Below are 16,316 nucleotides of genomic sequence, written 5' to 3' on the forward strand. Positions count from 1 at the left end.
TTTGGTACTCGGTACCACATTCCTCGAAGGTGAATAGCAGCCAGGTCATGGCAACGGGTCCTCGCGAAGGCGGCGTCCTGGAGGTCGAGAAGCAGAAGGTCAAGCCGCCGCCGCTGTACAAGGTTCTGCTGCTCAATGACGATTACACGCCGATGGATTTCGTGGTCGGTGTATTGCAGAATTTTTTGGCATGACGCGCGAGCAGGCGACGCAGGTCATGCTGAAGGTGCACCGTGAAGGCATGGGAGTCTGCGGCGTGTATCCCAAGGACGTCGCGGCCTCGAAGGTGGAACAGGTCTTGTCCTATGCACGGCAGCACCAGCATCCGCTGCAGTGTGTGATGGAGGAAAGTTAGATGATTGCCCAGGAGCTCCGAAGTCAGCCTGCATAGGGCGTTCATGGAGGCGAGGCAGGAGCGCCACGAGTTCATCACCGTGGAACATCTGCTCCTGGCGATGCTGGACAACCCCTCCGCATCGGAGGTGTTGCGAGCCTGCGCCGCCAACATCGAGGAGCTGCGCCAGCAACTCACCGACTTCATCAACGAACACACGCCGGTCGTGACCGGCGACGAGGTGGATACCCAGCCCACGCTGGGTTTCCAGCGCGTCATCCAGCGCGCGATCCTTCACGTGCAGTCTTCCGGAAAGAAGGAAGTGACCGGCGCGAACGTGCTGGTCGCCATCTTTGGCGAGAAGGATTCGCATGCGGTGTATTTCCTCCACCAGAAAGGTGTCACCCGTCTGGACGTGGTGAATTTCATCTCCCACGGCATCAGCAAGGTGCCCCAGAGCAGTGCCCAGCCGGCCAAACAGGAGGCCGACGCGGAAACGGAACAGGAACCCGCGGCCGGCGGTGCTCTGGAGGCCTATACACAGAACCTCAACGCACTTGCGATCTCCGGCAAGATCGATCCGCTGATCGGCAGGGAAAGGGAACTGGAACGAGTCATCCAGATTCTCTGCCGTCGCCGCAAGAACAACCCGCTTCTCGTGGGTGAAGCGGGGGTCGGCAAGACGGCGATTGCCGAAGGGTTGGCCCGCCGCGTCATCGAAGGGCAGGTGCCCGAGATTCTCAGCCACTCGGTTGTGTACGCCCTCGACATGGGTGCGCTGCTGGCGGGCACCAAGTACCGTGGGGACTTCGAACAACGGCTGAAGGCGGTACTGAAACAGCTGACGGACAACCCCAACGCGATTCTCTTCATCGACGAGATCCATACATTGATCGGCGCGGGCGCCGCATCGGGGGCACGCTGGATGCGTCGAATCTGTTGAAGCCGGCCCTGTCCTCCGGACAGCTCAAGTGCATCGGTGCCACGACCTACAAGGAATACCGTGGCATTTTCGAGAAGGATCATGCGCTCTCCCGACGGTTCCAGAAGATCGATGTCACCGAACCGAGCGTCGACGAGACGGTGGCAATTCTTCGGGGGCTGAAGACGCGGTTCGAGGCGCACCACGGTGTTCGCTACACGGAAGCTGCGCTCTCGTCGGCTGCCGAACTGTCGGCGCGTTTCATCAACGACCGTCATCTTCCGGACAAAGCCATCGACGTGATCGACGAAGCGGGGGCCGCGCAGCGCATCCTGCCGAAGTCGCGGCAGCGAAAGGTCATCGGCAAGCACGACATCGAGGACATCATCGCGAAGATCGCGAGAATCCCGGCGCAGAACGTGTCGTCCAACGATCGGAATGCCCTGAAGACGCTCGATCGGGATCTCAAGGCGGTCGTCTTCGGCCAGGAACGAGCGATCGATGCGTTGTCCGCCGCAATCAAGATGTCGCGCAGCGGTCTGGGCAATCCGCAGAAGCCCATCGGTTCGTTCCTGTTCTCCGGCCCGACCGGGGTCGGAAAGACGGAAGTTGCGCGCCAGCTCGCCTATGTCATGGGCGTCGAACTCATTCGTTTCGACATGTCGGAATACATGGAGCGCCACGCTGTCTCGCGTCTCATTGGTGCGCCCCGGGATACGTGGGATTCGATCAGGGCGGTCTTCTGACCGAAGCGATCAGCAAGCATCCTTACGCCGTGCTGCTTCTGGACGAGATCGAGAAGGCGCATCCCGACATCTTCAACATTCTTCTGCAGGTGATGGATCACGGAACACTCACCGACAACAATGGCCGTCGAGCTGACTTCCGCAATGTCGTGATCATCATGACGACCAACGCGGGAGCCGAAACGCTGGCAAAGACGGCCATTGGCTTCACGCTCGGAAAGCAGGTCGGAGACGAGATGGGCGAGATCAAGCGTATGTTCACGCCCGAGTTCCGGAACCGTCTGGACGCCATCATCTCCTTCGCTCCGTTGAGCTACGAGATCATCCTTCGAGTGGTCGACAAGTTCCTCATGCAGCTCGAGGAGCAGCTTCACGAGAAGAAGGTCGATGTATCGTTCACGTCTGAGTTGAAGGACTATCTGGCGAAGAACGGATTCGATCCCCTGATGGGCGCTCGGCCCATGTCCCGGTTGATTCAAGACACGATTCGGCGTGCGCTGGCCGACGAACTGTTGTTTGGCCGCCTGATCAATGGCGGTCGTGTTTCGGTGGGGCTCGATGCGGAGGAAAAGGTGGTGCTGTCGTTCGAGGAGACTCCGCCTCCGCACCGCGAACAGCCTGAGGAAGAAAGCAGCGTCGCGTGACTTCGTGGTCGGTGAGTCGACGAACGTTGCCGCGCGGCCTCCCCGGAATCCATCCGGGGATGCTCCGGACTTGCGCCGCCCTTCGTGACGAGTTACGCGCGGGGGAGCATGCTCAGTCCTCCCTCAGGGCGTGAACAGCATTTCCCGCAATCATTCCGCGTGATGCCGAGAATCCTGGGGTTTCCCGGAGATGGGCTTGGGCATCCGGATATTGCGAGCTGATATGCACGAGCTACATTGGCCGCTGTATTGAAACAGGGCAACTCGGCAAGGCAGATTGCAGTCCGATGCGAAAAGCCGGAGAGTGCCGCGGCCTCACCATTCCTGCGATTCCGTTCCACCCGACGGCCCCTGCCGCCCTTTCCGTCGATCGAACCCACGTGCATCTGGCTCACTGGCCGGATGTCCTCCCCTCAGCTGTGTTTGAATGCAGCTGGGAAATGGGTCAAGCGGCGCGGGTCCTCTTGCCCGTGCGGAGACTGACGGGGCGACCAGCCTCTCAGCGGTGGTCGTGCCGTATCGAGCGACTGGAGGAAAACGGAATGATCAGTAGATCCTGTCTCGGGAAATGCGCGCGGCTGATGACGGCCGCGTGTCTGTTCGCATTGGCAGGTCCGTCCGTCTGGGCGGGCGAAACATCGATGGATGGACTGTGGAAGGGCCCGTGGTATCTCGGCATGAGCAGCGGGACGGCTGAACTGCGGATATCAACGGTGGGGGAGTCCCTCTCGGGCACGCTCCAGTTGACCAATAGCGAGACGTTCGGAACGGAGGCTCATCCGCTGCGGAATGCCAGTTTCTCGAATGGCACATTCCAATTCCGCGTAGCGGGAGAAGATGGCCAGGTCATGGTCGGCGAAGTGCCCGTCGACCTGGCGAAGGGCGTGCTCAAGGGCGCGGTTCGATACGGGGGATACAAGCTTCGTCTCGAATTGCTTCGGACGCCATGAGCCTGGCGTCCGTGCGGGTCCCTGCGATGTGACATGAGGGGTGTCGCCTTTCGGCCCGAGGCGCGCTGAGGCGCCTCGTGGCCATGGCGCGGCACTACTGGGCGTCGGGATCCTTCAGGCCTTTGATGTACTTCGCGAGCGCTTCGATCTGCTCGCGCGACAGGACCTTCCTGAATCCGGGCATGGGCGTCTTGCCTCTGGTGATCTGTTCGATCACCTGCTCCTCGGTGAGCCTGGTGCCGGCAAGCTTGGGACCATCCGCAGCCTTCATGCCGTAGTCCTGATGGCACCAGCTGCAATTGGTGGCGAACAACTTCCGCACGTCGATCTTCGGCTTTTCCGGAGCGGGCGGCGGGGGTGCGGGTTCAGCGGCTGCGGGCTGGGCATCCTTGGCGGGTTCTTCCGCTGCATGAGCGAAGCCCGTGACTCCCGCTGAAACTGTGACCACCAGGGCCGCAAGCCAGTGCTTGGACGCGGCGTGATTCATGTTCTCTCCTTCACTTGTTCGAACTGCTCGATCCTTGGATCGTGTGGCGTAGTGGGGCACCTGGCGGTGCCGGACGAAAAAGCGGGCGAGGAATGTTACCCCTCGCCCGCTTGAACGCGTAAAACGAAGCAGCCGTTTACGAAGTTATCCGTACCGGCGCTCCATCACCCGGTACTTCAGGGAAGCGCGAACACCATCAGCTGGCCCGCATCCGTGGGCATGCTGCAGAACGGCTCGCCGAACAGCGGGCAGTAGTTGCCGGCCACGTGGCTGCCCCAGCCCGTCACGACGGCAATGTATTGCTTGCCGCCGGCGGTGTAGGAGATGACGCCGCCGTGGTGGCCGATGCCGTTGTTGTGCTGCCACAGGGTCGCGCCGGTACGGGCATCCAGAGCCTCGAACTTGCCATCGGCACCGGGCACGAACACGAGGTTGCCCTTGGTCGAAAGCAGGCTGGCCAGAGGCGGGTACTTGTACTCCTTCTCCCACTTGACCTTGCCGGAGATGGGATCACGCGCGGACACATGGCCGAAGGCCTTGCGTCCTGCCGGGTGCACCGACGTCCAGCTGGCGCCGAAGTAGGCCTGACCCGAGAACGCGGGAGGCGGATCCGCCTTCACGACCTCGATGTCGAAACACCACTCCTGGCCGACCTTGTACAGCAGCCCGGTGTTGGGGTTGTACGCGCCGGTGTTCCAGCTGATCGCGCCGTCGATGGCGGGGCACACGCCGGTGTGCTTGCCTTCCGGCAGCTCGCGACGGCCGATGAGTTGACCGCTCTTCGCGTCGACGCCCTTGATGTAGTTGTACGTCTTGCCCAGCATGTAGGCGTTTTCGACCTTCAGCGGGGCATTGGCGGGATCGGCGTTGTAGACGAAGATGATGCCGCCCTTGTTGGGGTGCACCATGTACCGCTTGCCGTTGCGCTCGATCGACATGAACTCACCGACAGCGCTGTCGAAGTCCCATGCGTCGTGCGGCATTTCCTGGAACCAGGACTTCAGTTCGCCGGTGTCCGCATTGAGCACCACCACCGAGGAGCTGTACAGGTTGTCGCCAGGACGCGCACCGTCGGTCTTCCAGGCTTCGCCAGCCCAGTCGTAGTCAGGCGCCGGGTTGGCGGTGCCCCACCAGATCGAATTGGTCGCTTCGTCGAACGTGCCGGTCATCCAGCCGCCGCCACCACCGGTCTTCCAGGAGTCGTTGCCCCAGCTCGCGCGGGAACGCTCGTCTCCACCGATGGTATCGAACTGCCAGCGCACTTCACCGGTGTTCGCGTCGACCGCGAAGATCGGACCGCAGCAACCGGAGAGTTCGCCGCCGTTGGACCCGATGACCACCATGTCCTTCACGATGACGGGAGCGCCGGTGAAGCCCTTGTTGCCGCCTTCCACCGTGAGAATCATCTTGTCCCACACGACCTTTCCGGTTGCGGCGTCGAGGGCGATCATCCGGCCGTCGGTCGTGCCCATGTACACCTTGCCGTAGCCGATCGCGATGCCGCGGTTGTACGGGTTGTAGAAGGTACCTTCGGAGCGTTCTTGATCCAGTTTCGCGGCGTACTTCCACTTCATCTCACCGGTGGCACCGTCCAGAGCCCAGACCTGACCGGACGCGCTGGTGTAGTAGAGCGTGCCATCGACGGCGAGGGGGAACGACTGCACACCGCGCTTGCTCGCGCTCGGCGTGTGGACCCAGGCCACGCGCATGTTCTTCACGTTCGCCGCATTGATCTGGCTGAGATCGCTGTAGTGCCACGCCTTGTACGAGCCGTGGTACATCAGCCAGTTGTTGGGATCCTTGTCGGCGTTGTTCAGCCGATTGGCATCCACGGCGCCTGCGGCCGTCGCGACGCTTACCAGCGCTGCGGCTGCGAGCGCTTTCACGCTGCCTGCCAGGGGGGTGCTCCATCGCTTCATGACTCTCTCCCGAATTGTGCTGAAAAGTTGCTGCTGAACTCTTTCTTTGTTTCCCCTGCGAAAGCGATACCCGCCGATGCGCGAAAGCTTCGTGTCGCGACTGGCAGGACGCTACGCCGAGGAACGAAATCAATTTAGTCCCAGTTCGGCATATTTGCAAGACAGCGGGAAATCGCTTCTTTCCGTGACAAATCAGAGACCCACGGACGGCGCGGTGCAGCATGCGACAGGACGGAAATGTCCAGGCCGCCGAAGCGCAGATGTCATTCTTCGAAACTCGATCCGAGCCTTTGGTAGCTGGTGAATCAGCGCTTTCGGCGCTGCGCACTGACGACCGCGGGAATGGCCGGGGAGCGCTGCCCGGAGACGCGTCTGCCGAGGGTGTGATGCGGCGCAGCAACTCGATGCGGGCCGGCCGCCGGTTGGTTCAGAGCCAGCGTTTGAGCACGAAGAACGCGGCCATCGAGACACCCATGACGAACATGACGCCCAGCGTTCCGGCGAAGCCCCACTCCCCCTCGAGGGGAGGCATGGTCCGGAAGTTCATTCCGAAGATGCCCGTGATGAACGTCAGGGGCATGAAGACGGCGGAGAAGACCGCCAGCACCTTCATGATCGTGTTGGTGCGATTGCTCTGCGTCGAAAGATAGGTGGCGAGGATGTCGGACAGCAGGTCCTGGTAGGCCTCGATGCCGTCGATCACCTGTTCGATGTGATCCTGGAGATCCCGGAGGAACGGCTGGGTGGCCTTGGCAATGAGCATCGTATCCGTGTGCCGCAGGCTCGCGATCGTCTCCTTCATCGGCCACACCGATTTGCGCATGAACAGCAGTTCGCGCTTCAGCTGGTGGATCTCCCGCAGGACCGCGGGTTCCGGGCGGGTCATCACGGCGTCGTCCACGCGTTCGATGCGGTCGCCCAGTCTTTCCAGGACCATAAAGTAGTGGTCGATGACCAGATCGAGCAGGCAGTACGCGAGGAAATCCGAGCGCTGGCGCCGGATACGGCCAACGGAGCCCCGTATCCGTTCCCGCAACGGATCGAAGAAGTCTCCGGCGCGTTCCTGGAACGAAATCACGTAGTGGGCACCCAGGACGATCGACAACTGCTCGGAGTCCATCGCATCCCTGGCCTTGGACCACTCGAGCATCTTGAGCACGATGTAGAGGTGGTCGCCGTGATCCTCCACCTTGGCGCGCTGATCCGTGTTGAGGATGTCCTCCTGCATGAGCGGATGAAACCCCAGCACGCGACCGAACGCGGCGACGAGACCCGGCTCGCCGATCTCGTCGACATTGATCCAGGTGACCGTGGCCGTGTCCTTGAACTGCAGACATTCGTCGATGGTCGCGATGTCCCGTTCTTCCACGTGCTGCTCGTCGTAGTCGATCACGGAAATCCGCGTGTCCTGCTCCCGGCGATCTCCCACGTACACGAGCGAACCTGGGGGCAGTCCCGCTTTTGCGGAGCGCTTCTTCATCAGCCTGGCCATGGGCGGTTACCTTCGTGACGGTGCGAGCGAGTCGAGCAGTTCGATCAGGCGGCGGCGGTTTGGTTGGGACAGCCCGGCGGCGATCTGCGCCTCGTGAGCGCGTACCGCTTCCTTGGCCATGGTCAGGAGATCTGCGCCGGCTGCGGTCAGGAACAGGCCGTTGGATCGTCGATCTTTCGGAGCGGCTCGGCGTTCGACCAGCGAGCGCAACTCCAGCCTGTCCAGGGCCGGAACGAGCGTCGAGCGGTCCAGGCGGGCCGCTTCCGCGAGCCGCGTCTGTTTCATGCCCGGATTCGCCTCGATGATCACCAGCAGGGCGAAGAGTCCTGGTGAAAGATCCAGATCCGCCAGCGCACCGGCGAAATCCGCAAAGATCGCCATCTGGGCGAGGCGGACGTGATATCCGATGAGCTCGGGCAACATGCCCAGATCGATGTCGTGCTCGGTCGGGGAAGGAAGCGCGCCGCCGGAACCGAACTGCCGGGTGGTGGTCACATTGTTTGACTTCCAACTAAACGGCTTCGATACTACCAACAACCCTGGAACCGTAAAACCGACGGCCCCACTTTCCACCATGACCGTCGCTCTTCGCATCGACGACTGTAGCGGTAACGCCACGCAGGTGACTGCCGAGGAAGGCGACACCGTGCTCGACGCCTTGCTGATGGAGGGGATTGCCTTTCCGTACAGCTGCCAGTCCGGCAATTGCGGTACCTGTCGGTGCGAACTGGTGTCGGGCGATGTCCTGGAACTGGAACGGTCCGAGCATGCGCTGTCCGAAGCCGATCGCATGCGTGGAGTCATCCTTGCATGCCGGACACAGTTGTGGTCGGACACGCACGTAAGCCGGTTGAGCGAAGACGATTTCGTCGTGCATCCGTCACGCGTCCTGCAGTGTCGGCTGGCCGCAGGGGAGAGGCTCGCGGGTGGGAAATGGCGTGTCACCCTGAACATCCTGTCGGGCGGACCATTCGATTTTTCGGCGGGCCAGTACGCCGACCTCGAGTTCGCTGGCGTTCCCGGCCGACCCATCACCTGCGCCATGGCCAGTGGGGAAGGCCAAGACACGCTCGAGTTCCACGTGACGAGCCGCCGTGCGGACGTCCCGGGCGCTCCGGACTTCGAGGCGATGGAAGTGGGGCGGGCGGTAACCGTGAGCGGGCCGCGAGGAGGCGCGTATCTGCGCACGTCCCACGCAGCGCCCATCGTCTTGATCGTCTCGGCCGCCGGGGTGGCCTCCGCCGTTTCCATTCTTTCCACTCTCCGGCACAAAGGCCTTCGCAACGAAGTGCATGGGTATTTCGTGCTGAACCATGCCGAAGACGCTTACGGGGTCGACGAACTGGGGGCGGCCGCCGCCGGCAACGAAAGGGTGAAGTTGCATGTCTTGAATCCGTCAGGCCATGGGGCCGGCCAATTCCCCGTCCGGCAGTTGTCACCGGCCCTTGCGATGGGGGCCGATTTCGCCGACATGACTGGAATCATGGCGTACATCGCCGGACCCACCAGCCTGTACGAGGAACTTGCACCTGTGCTGCGTGCGCTCGGCGTGCGGGGGCGCGACATCCTCTGCGACGTTCCGGTGCAGGGCGACGCGGGTGCCGCGGTGTCCCGGGAGGCGGCATGACGGCGGGGCAGGCCTTGTTGGAAGGGCGGGTCGCCCTGGTGACGGGCGGCGCACGGGGCATCGGTTGGGAGATCTGCCGGACATTGATCGCCCACGGCGCCAAGGTGATGATCGTGGACAACGGTGTTTCCATCGGTGGAGATGATCCCGATCCGACGTGTGCCCTGGCGGCAGCGACCCGTCTCGGACAGGGGGCAGCCGCCTCCACGCGGGATGTCGGAGTGGCGGGTGAAGGCGAAGCGGCCGTCGCAGAAGCCGTGGAGCGGTTCGGGGCGCTCGATATCGTCGTGAACAATGCGGCGATCCTGAGGGATGCGCTGGTGTTCAAGCTGCGCCGCGCCGATTGGGAAAGGGTCCTCTCCGTGAATCTGATGGGTCCCATCGAGATCCTGGGAGCAGCCTCAGCGGTACTGAGGGAACAGGCGAAATCGGGCCGGTCCCCCGGCCGCATCGTGAATATCGTCTCCTCGGCCGGGCTGATCGGCAATTTCGGCCAGACCGCCTATGCCTCGGCGAAGGCGGGCCTCGTCGGAGCGACACGCGTAGCCGCCATGGACCTTGCCCGCGCGGGCATTTCGTGCAACGCGGTCGCCCCCTTTGCCGCGACCCGGGTGACGGAATCGATCCAGCCGGCAAACGAGGCTCAGGCGTCGTACAAGGAGCGCGCGCTGCGCGTACCCGCCGCACACGTCGCGCGCGTCGTCTCGTTTCTCGTCAGCGGAGCCAACCACTTCACCGGCCAGGTGTTCGGCGTGCGAGGCCGCGAGGTCTTCCTTTTCGGGCAACCGCGTCCGGTTGCCCGCATCGTTGCAGACGCTTCGGACAGCCAGGACGTGCTTGCGCTGGGAGGCGTGATGGAAGCGGCCTTCTCGGAGCATCTGACGAGTCTCGCCACCGATCTGGAATTGTTCGACACCGAACCCTTGCCGTAGGAGACAGCCCCATGCCCGATGCCGCGTACACCGACGTCAAGACCGTCGGAGATCTCGCCGCCCAGTCCCCGGAGTACCGTTCCGCCGTGGAAAAGATCGTCGTGAGCCATGCCGTGAACGAACTGCACGGGGCTCGCGTTTTCGACGAGCCGGCGATCGCCCTGGCGCCCACCCCGTATGCCAAGTGGCTCACGTGCCGGGTGGCCATGGAGGAATACCACCACCATGTGCGCTTCCGGGCGCTTGCGGACGAGATGGGCATCGCGCCCGAGCGCATGGACCCCAGCGTCAAGAAGCCCCTGTCCATCTTCGAGTTCCAGTTGAAGACCTGGCCGGAGTTCTGTGTGATCAAGGCAGTGGCGGACTACGCGGAGATCCTTCAGGTCGAGGACCTCCTGCACTGTTCCTTCCATCCCCTGCGAAATCTCGGACGCATCACCATGCCCGAGGAGAAGTTCCACGCCAAGTTCGGCAAGGACTTCTGTCTCGAACTGGTCCAGGGCGGGCGGGGCCCCGAAGTCCAGGACGCGCTCGATCGCTACTTTCCTCTCACGCCGGCGTTCTTCGGCGCCTCCAACTCCAGGAACAACGAGATGTTCAGGCGGTTCGGCCTCAAGCAGCGCAGCAACGACGAGATGCGTGCCGACTTCATGGGGCGGGTCACGGAACTCGTGGAGAAGGACCTCGGCCTGCGTGTGCCGGCCCTCCATTGAGCTTCGCTCCCGTGAACTCGCCTGCCTCCCCGCCGTCCGAGCGCACCGACTATTACCGGCGCATCGCATCCCGTCAGCTGACGCCCCTCTGGGAGTCGCTGTCGACACTGGTCCCCGAGCGGCCGCGCTCTCCCTGCGTGGCGCATCTCTGGCGCTACGACGACATCCGCGGTCCGTTGATGGAGTCCGGCACACTCATCACGGCCCGGGAGGCGGTGCGGCGGGTGCTCATCCTGGAGAACCCCGGGTTGCCGGGGTCGTCCGCCATCACCCAGTCGCTTTACGCCGGGCTGCAACTGATCATGCCGGGAGAAGTCGCGCCCAGCCATCGGCATACCCAGTCGGCGCTGCGTCTCGTCGTCGAGGGAAGCGGTGCATACACCGCCGTCGATGGCGAGCGGGCCACCATGCAACCCGGCGATTTCATCATCACGCCGTCCTGGACGTGGCACGACCACGGCAACGATTCGGCGAATCCGGTGGTCTGGCTCGACGGTCTGGACATCCCCACCATCAGGTTCTTCGATTGCGGGTTCGCGGAGAATCTGGCCATGGAATCTCAGCCGGTTTCGCGGCCGGAAGGTGACGCTCTGGCACGGTACGGGGCCAACATGCTGCCGGTGGATCACGCGGCAGGTCCGGGCGCTTCACCGGTCTTTGCCTATCCGTTCGTTCGCAGCCGCGAGGCACTTCAGCGGCTCGCTCAAGCCGGGCCCGCCGATGCCTGGCACGGGTACAAGATGCGTTTCGTGAATCCGGCCACGGGAGGGCCCGCGATGCCCACGATGGGCGCCTATCTGCAACTCCTGCCGGCCGGATTTTCCGGCAGCTGCCGGAGAAGCACCGACGGCACCGTGTACCACTGCATCAGCGGACGTGGCACGGCAGTCGTGGAGGACAACCGTTTCGAATTCGGTCCGCGCGACACCTTCGTGGTGCCTTCCTGGAACGCAGTGCGTTTCGAGTCAGGCGGCGAGGACGTCTTCGTGTTCAGCTTTTCGGACAGACCGGTCCAGGAGGCGCTGTGCGTCTGGCGCGAACAGAAGATCTCGTGAGCGATCCGGCTCGTCTGCTTTCAGTGGGCTGGTTCACCGCGTGCGGGCTGCCGCTGGAGCGCAGCGACATCGCCGACGCGCGGGCCTATCTCGATGCCCTGGGCGTTCATCCCTCGGTCCGCGTGGAGCCTGCCGCCTCCTGGGAGCATGCGGAGCGGATCATTCGCAACCCCACGTGGGACGAATCGTGGTGGCAAAGGGAAGAATCGGAACGCAAGGCGCTGCTCCAGAGATGCATCGGTCGGTTGGGCGAGGCCGAGGCCATGACGGCCCTCGACCTCGGGCTGTCCGTCGACCATGAGTTGATTCATGCGGCCGCGACGACGGCGGCAGCGCGTCTGGGGGTGACGGATCCGTCGCTGGTGCGTGCCGCAGCCGGGGCGGCCGGCATGGCGGCCCACGGACTGGCACTTGCCAGGCTCGCGCAGGCGACCGATGACCACGTCTTCATGCGAAAATACGCACTCTTCGAAGGCGGACGCTGGCCGCTGGGCCTCGTGGGCGGCGTCTTCCACCTGTTCTGACGTACCTGTTTCGGAACCGACATGACGTATCTCTTTGCACCCCAGCCGGTGACAGGTGTGCCTGTCGTCGGCAGTTCCTCGGTCTTTCCGGTCCGCCGCGTGTATTGCGTGGGCCGCAACTACGCAGCGCATGCCCGGGAAATGGGCAAGGACCCGGACAAGGAGCCACCCTTCTTCTTCATGAAGCCGGCCGACGCCGTTGTCCCGGGAGGAGGGCAGATCCACTACCCTCCCGGAACCAAGAACTTTCACCATGAAATCGAACTCGTCGTGGCGCTGTCCTCCGGCGGGCGGCGCATCCCCGTCGAGCGGGCGCTCGATCACGTCTACGGGTATGCGGTCGGTCTCGACATGACGCGCCGCGATCTGCAGTTCGTCGCCCGGGACGCGGGCAGGCCGTGGGATTTCGGCAAGTCGTTCGATCAGTCGGCCCCGCTCAGCCCGATCCGTCCGGCATCGGTCGTGGGGCACCCGGATCAGGGGGCCATCACGCTGCACGTCAACGGCACGCTGCGCCAGCAGGGCGATCTGCGGGATCTCATCTGGTCCGTTCCGGAAACCATCAGCTTCCTGTCCGATTACTACACCCTCGCCGCGGGTGATCTCATCTTCACCGGCACGCCCGCCGGCGTCGCGGCCGTCGATGTGGGAGATGAACTGATCGGGAACGTGGAAGGCGTGGGAGACCTCGCCGTCAAGATACTGCCTCCGCTCTGAACCATGGAACAGACGACTGATTCCGGACAGGACGCCTCGAAGACGTGGATCGAAGTTGCGCTGAACGGCCCCTGGGGGCGGGACAGGCAGCCGAAGATCCCGATCACCGACGCCGAGATCATCGCCGAGGGCGCAGCGTGTGTGCGTGCCGGTGCCGCCATCGTGCATCTGCATGCGTACGACGAAACCACCGGCCGTCAGAAGGACGATTGGGAGACTTACGCGCGTCTCATCGAGGGCATCCGTTCCCAGGTGGACGCCATCGTGTATCCCACGATTCCCTTCGCGGGAGACAGGGACGCGCGGACACCCATGAGTCCCGTGGAGCGCTACGGCCACATCGCGGAGCTCGCCAAGCGCGGCCTGCTCGAGTGGGCGGTCGTGGATCCTGGGTCGACCAACATCACGCATTGGAACCAGCTCACGGCAGACGAGCCCGGCTTTGTCTACGCCAATCCGGAAGAGCACATCCGTTACGCCCTGGGTCTGGCCCGGCAGTATCACTTCCATCCGGCGTACGCGATCTACGAGCCGGGATTCCTCCGCCTGGGCGCAGGGCTTCACTGGCGGTGCAGCAGCCCCGCGCCGATCTACCGGTTCATGTTCACCTCGGACTACAGCTTCGGTTTTCCGCCGGAGGATTTCGCCGTGACGGCTTACCTCAACCTCATGGACAAGATCGCGCCTGGGGCGCAGTGGATGGTCGGAGGACTCGGTGTGGATGCTCTGCCGCTCATTCCCCGGGCCGTGATGGAGGGAGGGCACGTCCGTGTGGCCTCGAAGACGCGCCGTTCGGCTGCGGCCAATCGAACGTGGAACTCGTGAATGCGGCCGTGGAGCGCATCGGAAACATGGGAAGCGAGCCGGCCTCTGCAGTGGACGTACGCAATGCGCTCAAGACGACGGACTGAAGAGCGCCTGAGTCCGTGTCAATTCAACGAGCGAAGTTGGGCGGGAGGGTGAAGGTTATAATCGCGCCCTTTTTCGCGAACAGACGTCGAGGCTTCGCATGAGTGGCACCCCCATGCTCGGAATCACCATGGGCGATCCTTCGGGCGTCGGACCGGAAATCACGGTCAAGGCGCTGGCAGAGATGCAGCCTCAGGAACGCAGCACGACCGCGGTCGTCGGAAACCTGCGCCTGCTCGAGCGGGCGGACCGGTTGCTCGGCACCGGTCTGTCCTTCCAGACGGAATACGCGCGCGCGTCAGGCGGGGAGGTCCCCGTTGTCCATGTCCCCAGCAAAGGCGAAGAAGACATCCTGGATGGCAAGCTGTCCGCAGCGGGCGGCGAAGCGGCATACCGATATGTCGAACGCGCGGTGCAGCTGGCCCTGGCGAAAGAAATCGCCGTCATCGTCACGGCTCCCCTGAACAAGGCCGCTCTTCATGCCGCAGGACATCATTACGACGGGCATACGGAGCTTCTTGCCACGCTGACGAACACCAAGTCATCCTTCATGCTCCTCGCGTCGGAAAAGCTCGCGGCGGTGCACGTGTCGACCCATACCAGCCTGCGCAATGCGACCGAACGGGCGACGACCCAGCGGGTGCTCGACACGATTCGTATCGGCGATCGACACTACCGGTCGCTGGGCGTCCAAAGGCCAAGAATCGCCGTGGCAGGTCTCAATCCGCATTGCGGCGAGGGCGGCATCTTCGGCCGCGAGGAAATCGAACAGATCAACGCCGCCGTGACGGCCGCGCAGCAGGAGGGGATAGACGCGAAGGGCCCCATCTCCGGTGACACGGTGTTCTACCGCGCGTTCAAGGGAGAATTCGATCTCGTGGTGGCGCAATACCACGACCAGGGGCACATCCCCACCAAGCTCATCGCGTTCGACGAGACCGTGAACATCACGCTGGGGCTGCCGATCCGGCGCACTTCGGTCGATCACGGCACGGCGTTCGACATCGCCTGGCAAGGCCGGGCGGACCACACCAACATGAAGGCGGCCATCGCGTACGCACGCATGATGGCCGACCGCATGGCCGCCTGAGGGATCCCGGCCATCTCTTACACCGATTCGAAGACTGACCCAGCCGTGCCGGAACGCCAGGACGACAAAGAACGCGTGCTGATCATCGCCGATGATCTGACAGGCGCCATGGATGCTGCGGGACCGTTCGCCAATCGCGGGCTCTTGACGTGGGTCGCTGCGCTGCCCGAGGACTGCGACCCGTCGCGTTTTGCCAAGGCCACAGTCGTATCGGTGAACACCGAATCCCGCCACCTTTCGCCGGAACAGGCGGCCCAGCGCGTCGAGCACGCCTTCAGGCAGGTGGGTGGAGAGAACTTCTCCGTCGTGGTGAAGAAGGTCGACTCCACACTTCGGGGCAATGTGGTTGCAGAGACGGAGGCGCTGATGTCGGTCGCACGACGCGACCGGGCGCTGGTCTCTCCGGCGTTTCCCGCCCAAGGACGGATCCTGCGCGACGGCAAGGTCTACGTCCGCGGGGAGCCTCTCGAGAACACTTCGTTTGCCCGCGACGCGCTGTCTCCTGCGCTTGCCGTTCCGCTGAGGGAGGCGTTTGCAGGAAGTGGCAAGCGAAAAGTCCACTCGCAAGCTTCGGGCGGGCTTCAGGATCCGGATTTTCTGTCTCCGGGTATCGTCGTGGCGGACGCGGAGTCGGACGCGGATCTGGCGTCGCTCGCGAGAGCGGGTCTGGCTCATTGCTCTCGTCTGGTGCTTGTCGGGTCGGCGGGGCTGACGACGGCACTCGCATCGCAGATGTCACAGGAGGTCGAGAGAGTTGAACCTCCCGCAGTGCTGGGCCGCATCGTGTATGTGGTGGGCTCCCGCGCCAAGGCGTCGAGAGACCAGGCCGAGACACTGGTTGCCGACGGCGCGCGACTGGTCGAGGCAGTCAACGGACGTCTGCGCAAGGAACCCGTTCTGGCACCCGGGGCCGATGTCGTTCTGATGGCGGTTCCCGACAAGCAAGGCAAGGAGGGCGATGCGGGGGAGGTGGCGACCATGCTGGCACGCCATGCCATCCGGCTCGTCGGGCCGGGGAACGCGCAGGCGATCGTTGCCACGGGCGGTGATACCGCCATCGCCTTTCTCCGGACCAGTGGCAATGCCGCCCTCTGTGTCGGAGGCGAACTGCTGCCCGGAATCGCCTACGCTCGTTTCATGATGGGCACCCGTCCGGTCTGGCTTGTCACCAAGGCTGGCGGATTCGGGGACCCCGAGGCCCTCCGCGAGATCGGTCGCCGGCTGCGCGTCGGTGCACCTGCTCCGGCGTAACGGC

Annotated in this window: 13 protein-coding genes and 3 pseudogenes; 12 read left to right on the forward strand and 4 right to left on the reverse strand. The window is 63.6% G+C overall.

Annotated elements, in window-relative coordinates; all coding sequences use genetic code 11:
* The first annotated feature begins 47 nt into the window (after positions 1–47).
* The 3 genes and pseudogenes from clpS (at position 48) to IPK20_18775 (ending at position 3,596) form a co-directional block, all read left to right on the forward strand.
* Positions 48–355 (forward strand): annotated as a pseudogene (clpS, locus tag IPK20_18765) (ATP-dependent Clp protease adapter ClpS).
* Between the two features lie 43 nt (positions 356–398).
* A pseudogene (gene clpA, locus IPK20_18770) lies at positions 399–2,646 on the forward strand (ATP-dependent Clp protease ATP-binding subunit ClpA).
* Between the two features lie 542 nt (positions 2,647–3,188).
* Positions 3,189–3,596, forward strand: a complete 408-nt coding sequence (locus IPK20_18775; protein ID MBK8018551.1) for a hypothetical protein — start codon at positions 3,189–3,191, stop codon at positions 3,594–3,596.
* 94 nt (positions 3,597–3,690) lie between these two features.
* On the opposite strand, the gene IPK20_18780 is transcribed toward IPK20_18775, so the two are convergent.
* The 4 genes from IPK20_18780 to IPK20_18795 form a co-directional block, all read right to left on the reverse strand.
* On the reverse strand, positions 3,691–4,083 hold the full coding sequence (locus IPK20_18780) for a cytochrome c (GenBank protein ID MBK8018552.1): 393 nt from the start codon (positions 4,081–4,083) through the stop codon (positions 3,691–3,693).
* A gap of 176 nt (positions 4,084–4,259) precedes the next feature.
* Complete coding sequence (locus IPK20_18785; GenBank protein MBK8018553.1) at positions 4,260–6,002, reverse strand: PQQ-binding-like beta-propeller repeat protein; 1,743 nt, start codon at positions 6,000–6,002, stop codon at positions 4,260–4,262.
* A 427-nt stretch (positions 6,003–6,429) separates the two neighbouring features.
* Entirely contained in the window at positions 6,430–7,494 is a 1,065-nt protein-coding gene (gene corA / locus IPK20_18790) for a magnesium/cobalt transporter CorA (GenBank protein ID MBK8018554.1), read from the reverse strand.
* A 6-nt stretch (positions 7,495–7,500) separates the two neighbouring features.
* A complete protein-coding gene (locus IPK20_18795; GenBank protein MBK8018555.1) occupies positions 7,501–7,917 on the reverse strand; it encodes a MarR family transcriptional regulator in 417 nt (138 codons plus the stop codon).
* 151 nt (positions 7,918–8,068) lie between these two features.
* Between IPK20_18795 and IPK20_18800 the strand changes: the two genes are divergently transcribed.
* The 9 genes and pseudogenes from IPK20_18800 to IPK20_18840 all read left to right on the forward strand — a co-directional run bounded on the left by IPK20_18800 (position 8,069) and on the right by IPK20_18840 (position 16,312).
* Positions 8,069–9,121: a 2Fe-2S iron-sulfur cluster binding domain-containing protein gene (locus IPK20_18800; protein MBK8018556.1), complete on the forward strand. Its 1,053-nt coding sequence runs from the start codon at positions 8,069–8,071 to the stop codon at positions 9,119–9,121.
* Complete coding sequence (locus tag IPK20_18805; GenBank protein ID MBK8018557.1) at positions 9,118–10,053, forward strand: SDR family NAD(P)-dependent oxidoreductase; 936 nt, start codon at positions 9,118–9,120, stop codon at positions 10,051–10,053. The genes IPK20_18800 and IPK20_18805 overlap by 4 nt, the downstream gene beginning before the upstream one ends.
* Positions 10,054–10,064: 11 nt before the next feature.
* The gene (locus tag IPK20_18810; GenBank protein MBK8018558.1) at positions 10,065–10,766 is read left to right on the forward strand and encodes a phenylacetate-CoA oxygenase subunit PaaI; all 702 of its coding nucleotides are present in this window, start codon (positions 10,065–10,067) and stop codon (positions 10,764–10,766) included.
* Positions 10,763–11,821, forward strand: coding sequence for a gentisate 1,2-dioxygenase (gtdA, locus tag IPK20_18815; GenBank protein ID MBK8018559.1), 1,059 nt, complete (start codon positions 10,763–10,765; stop codon positions 11,819–11,821). Before IPK20_18810 ends, gtdA begins: the two co-directional genes overlap by 4 nt.
* Complete coding sequence (locus IPK20_18820) at positions 11,818–12,345, forward strand: hypothetical protein (GenBank protein ID MBK8018560.1); 528 nt, start codon at positions 11,818–11,820, stop codon at positions 12,343–12,345. Before gtdA ends, IPK20_18820 begins: the two co-directional genes overlap by 4 nt.
* A gap of 21 nt (positions 12,346–12,366) precedes the next feature.
* A complete protein-coding gene (locus IPK20_18825) occupies positions 12,367–13,062 on the forward strand; it encodes a fumarylacetoacetate hydrolase family protein (GenBank protein MBK8018561.1) in 696 nt (231 codons plus the stop codon).
* Positions 13,063–13,065: 3 nt separating this feature from the next.
* Positions 13,066–13,973 (forward strand): annotated as a pseudogene (locus tag IPK20_18830) (3-keto-5-aminohexanoate cleavage protein).
* A 98-nt stretch (positions 13,974–14,071) separates the two neighbouring features.
* The gene (gene pdxA / locus IPK20_18835; GenBank protein ID MBK8018562.1) at positions 14,072–15,061 is read left to right on the forward strand and encodes a 4-hydroxythreonine-4-phosphate dehydrogenase PdxA; all 990 of its coding nucleotides are present in this window, start codon (positions 14,072–14,074) and stop codon (positions 15,059–15,061) included.
* Positions 15,062–15,106: 45 nt separating this feature from the next.
* Positions 15,107–16,312 (forward strand): four-carbon acid sugar kinase family protein, encoded by a 1,206-nt coding sequence (locus IPK20_18840; protein ID MBK8018563.1) that lies wholly within the window; start codon positions 15,107–15,109, stop codon positions 16,310–16,312.
* Positions 16,313–16,316 lie beyond the last annotated feature (4 nt).

Source organism: Betaproteobacteria bacterium (genome assembly GCA_016713305.1).
Taxonomy (GTDB): domain Bacteria; phylum Pseudomonadota; class Gammaproteobacteria; order Burkholderiales.

Excerpts from the sequence above, each read along its gene's own strand:
- IPK20_18810 (MBK8018558.1), top strand. The coding sequence starts at position 10,065 with ATGCCCGATGCCGCGTACACCGACGTCAAGACCGTCGGAGATCTCGCC.
- IPK20_18785 (MBK8018553.1), bottom strand. The coding sequence starts at position 6,002 with ATGAAGCGATGGAGCACCCCCCTGGCAGGCAGCGTGAAAGCGCTCGCA.
- pdxA (MBK8018562.1), top strand. The coding sequence starts at position 14,072 with ATGAGTGGCACCCCCATGCTCGGAATCACCATGGGCGATCCTTCGGGC.
- corA (MBK8018554.1), bottom strand. The coding sequence starts at position 7,494 with ATGGCCAGGCTGATGAAGAAGCGCTCCGCAAAAGCGGGACTGCCCCCA.
- IPK20_18795 (MBK8018555.1), bottom strand. The coding sequence starts at position 7,917 with ATGTTGCCCGAGCTCATCGGATATCACGTCCGCCTCGCCCAGATGGCG.
- IPK20_18825 (MBK8018561.1), top strand. The coding sequence starts at position 12,367 with ATGACGTATCTCTTTGCACCCCAGCCGGTGACAGGTGTGCCTGTCGTC.
- IPK20_18775 (MBK8018551.1), top strand. The coding sequence starts at position 3,189 with ATGATCAGTAGATCCTGTCTCGGGAAATGCGCGCGGCTGATGACGGCC.
- IPK20_18800 (MBK8018556.1), top strand. The coding sequence starts at position 8,069 with ATGACCGTCGCTCTTCGCATCGACGACTGTAGCGGTAACGCCACGCAG.
- IPK20_18805 (MBK8018557.1), top strand. The coding sequence starts at position 9,118 with ATGACGGCGGGGCAGGCCTTGTTGGAAGGGCGGGTCGCCCTGGTGACG.
- IPK20_18780 (MBK8018552.1), bottom strand. The coding sequence starts at position 4,083 with ATGAATCACGCCGCGTCCAAGCACTGGCTTGCGGCCCTGGTGGTCACA.